Source organism: Mesorhizobium sp. Mes31 (assembly GCF_024519675.1).
In the GTDB taxonomy this organism is placed as follows: domain Bacteria; phylum Pseudomonadota; class Alphaproteobacteria; order Rhizobiales; family Rhizobiaceae; genus Mesorhizobium.
This window is the reverse complement of sequence record NZ_JALJRL010000053.1, coordinates 1-2,421: the sequence shown is the minus strand read 5'-3', so window position 1 is coordinate 2,421 and position 2,421 is coordinate 1. Positions and strand designations below refer to the sequence as shown.

Annotated in this window: 2 protein-coding genes; both read left to right on the top strand. The window is 60.3% G+C overall.

The genetic code is table 11. The annotated features are described in order from the left end of the window. The coding region (traG, locus tag NR193_RS33205) for an IncP-type conjugal transfer protein TraG (protein ID WP_256754872.1) at positions 1-1,487 on the top strand (1,487 nt) is incomplete at its 5' end. 7 nt (positions 1,488-1,494) lie between these two features. Beyond that, on the top strand, positions 1,495-1,950 hold the full coding sequence (locus tag NR193_RS33200) for a ribbon-helix-helix protein, CopG family (RefSeq protein ID WP_256754871.1): 456 nt from the start codon (positions 1,495-1,497) through the stop codon (positions 1,948-1,950). Positions 1,951-2,421 lie beyond the last annotated feature (471 nt).

Sequence of the window (2,421 nt, the reverse complement as noted above, 5' to 3'; positions counted from 1 at the left end):
TGCTGACCTGGCCGAGCTCAGCCGTCGTCCACGATATCAAGGGCGAGAACTGGCAGCTCACCGCGGGCTTCCGCGCCAGGCATGGCCGCGTCCTGCTGTTTGATCCGACCAATCCGAAATCCTCATCCTACAATCCACTGCTCGAGGTGCGTCGCGGCGAATGGGAGGTCCGTGATGTTCAAAACATCGCCGATATCCTGGTCGATCCTGAAGGCTCGCTCGAGCGGCGAAATCATTGGGAGAAAACCAGCCATGCACTGCTGGTAGGCGCGATATTGCATGTCCTCTACGCCGAGCAGGACAAGACGCTTGCCGGCGTTGCCGGCTTCCTCTCCGATCCAAAGCGTCCGATCGAATCGACGCTGTCCGCGATGATGAAAACGGCGCATTTGGGTGAGGGCGGTCCGCACCCGGTCATCGCCAGCGCCGCCCGAGAACTCTTGAACAAATCCGACAACGAGCGCTCTGGGGTCCTGTCTACCGCCATGTCGTTCCTTGGCCTCTATCGCGATCCTGTCGTGGCCGAGGTCACGCGCCGCTGCGACTGGCGCATCACCGATCTTGTCGACGACAAGCATCCGACGACACTCTACCTCGTCGTGCCGCCGTCCGACATCAACCGGACCAAGCCGCTCATTCGCCTGATCCTCAATCAGATCGGTCGCCGCTTGACTGAAGATCTGAAGGTAAGGGCGCAAGGGCACCGGCTGCTCCTGATGCTCGACGAGTTCCCGGCGCTTGGCCGTCTCGATTTCTTCGAGTCTGCGCTCGCCTTCATGGCCGGCTACGGGCTGAAGAGCTTCCTGATCGCTCAATCCCTCAATCAGATCGAGAGGGCGTACGGCGCCAACAACTCAATCCTCGACAACTGCCACGTCCGGGTAAGCTTTGCCACCAATGATGAGCGCACCGCCAAGCGCGTGTCCGATGCGCTCGGAACAGCGACCGAGATGAGGGCCATGAGGAACTATGCCGGCCACCGGCTGTCGCCGTGGCTCGGTCATCTCATGGTCTCCCGCTCCGAGACGGCTCGCCCGCTGCTCACGCCTGGTGAAGTGATGCAACTCCCGGCCACCGACGAGATTGTCATGCTCTCGGGTGCGCCGCCGATCCGCGCCAAAAAGGCGCGCTATCATGAGGATGCACGCTTCAAGGAGCGTATCTTGCCGCCTCCGGCGTTGACGACGGCAGTGGAGGGGAGACCTGACGACTGGACCAGCCTGCCTCTGCCTTCCCGTCCCTGGATTGCCGAAGCCACGTCGGCGCCGTCGGCCGCGGATGAGGACCAAACTGATTCCGAACGTCGTCGGCAACCTGAGCTCAGTCGCGTCGAGTTGGTCGTGAAGCCTTCGACCGAGAACGAATTCGAGATCGATCACCAGGACGACATGGAAGACAGTGTTGTCCGCAATCGTCGCCTGACGCGCCTCATGCAGGGCATTGCGCGACAGGCGTCGCTCGACCCCGGCGACGGCGTGGATATGTGAGGCTCGGATGGCAAAGTCACCCCGCAAACAACGCCTGTCCGTCTATCTCGATCCGAAGGTCATGAGCAGGCTGGCCGAACATGCGGCGCGCCGAGATCTTTCACGGTCGCTCGTCGCGGAAGCCGCCATCGAGTCGTTCCTTTCACCCGATGCCGCCGAGCGACAGGAGGCGGCGATCACCAAGCGGCTCGATCAACTCGATCGCCGTACGGCACGCCAAGAGCGCGATCTCGGAATTGCAGTGGAGACGCTCGCCGTTTTCGTCCGCTTCTGGCTGGCGACAACACCAGCGTTGCCCGAGCCCGCGGCGCAGGCTGCCCATGCTAAGGCGGGCGAGCGCTATGATGCCTTCGTCACCGCGCTCGGCCGGCGCCTGGCGAAAGGTCCAAAGCTTCGACAGGAAATCTCCGAGGACATCGATGGCGGCCTGGACACCCACCAGACCGGCAGGCCCGTGGGCTAAATGGACGGGCGGACTGAGGGTTTGCAGGCATCGATATGTCAAAACATATCAAAGCATTGGAATGATATGTTGTTGTCATAGATCACGCATTGCCGACCTGTCGAGTTTGGCAGAAGAGAACTAGACAGCCGCAGGGTGGGGTCGCTTTGCACGGGAACCACCTTCAGTCATCGCTGCGGCAACAGCGGGACGGATCTGGCGCGAAATCCGCAATTTAAGATCCGTGATTGCATGAAGGACCACGCCTTCATGAGCTTCTATGATCACTTGAAAAAAACAGCCGTCTGAGCCGAATCAACTATTTTCGGTGGTTAAGCGGTGTCAGGATTCGTCGTTGAAAATTATAGTCTGTATGCTATAAGACGAGGGAGAATGAAAAACCAAAAGCCCGCAGTATGGATGGGGTCGTCGAAGGCCGACCTGCGCGAGTTTCCGGTCGATGTTCGCCGGTTGATGGGTGTCGCAATCAAC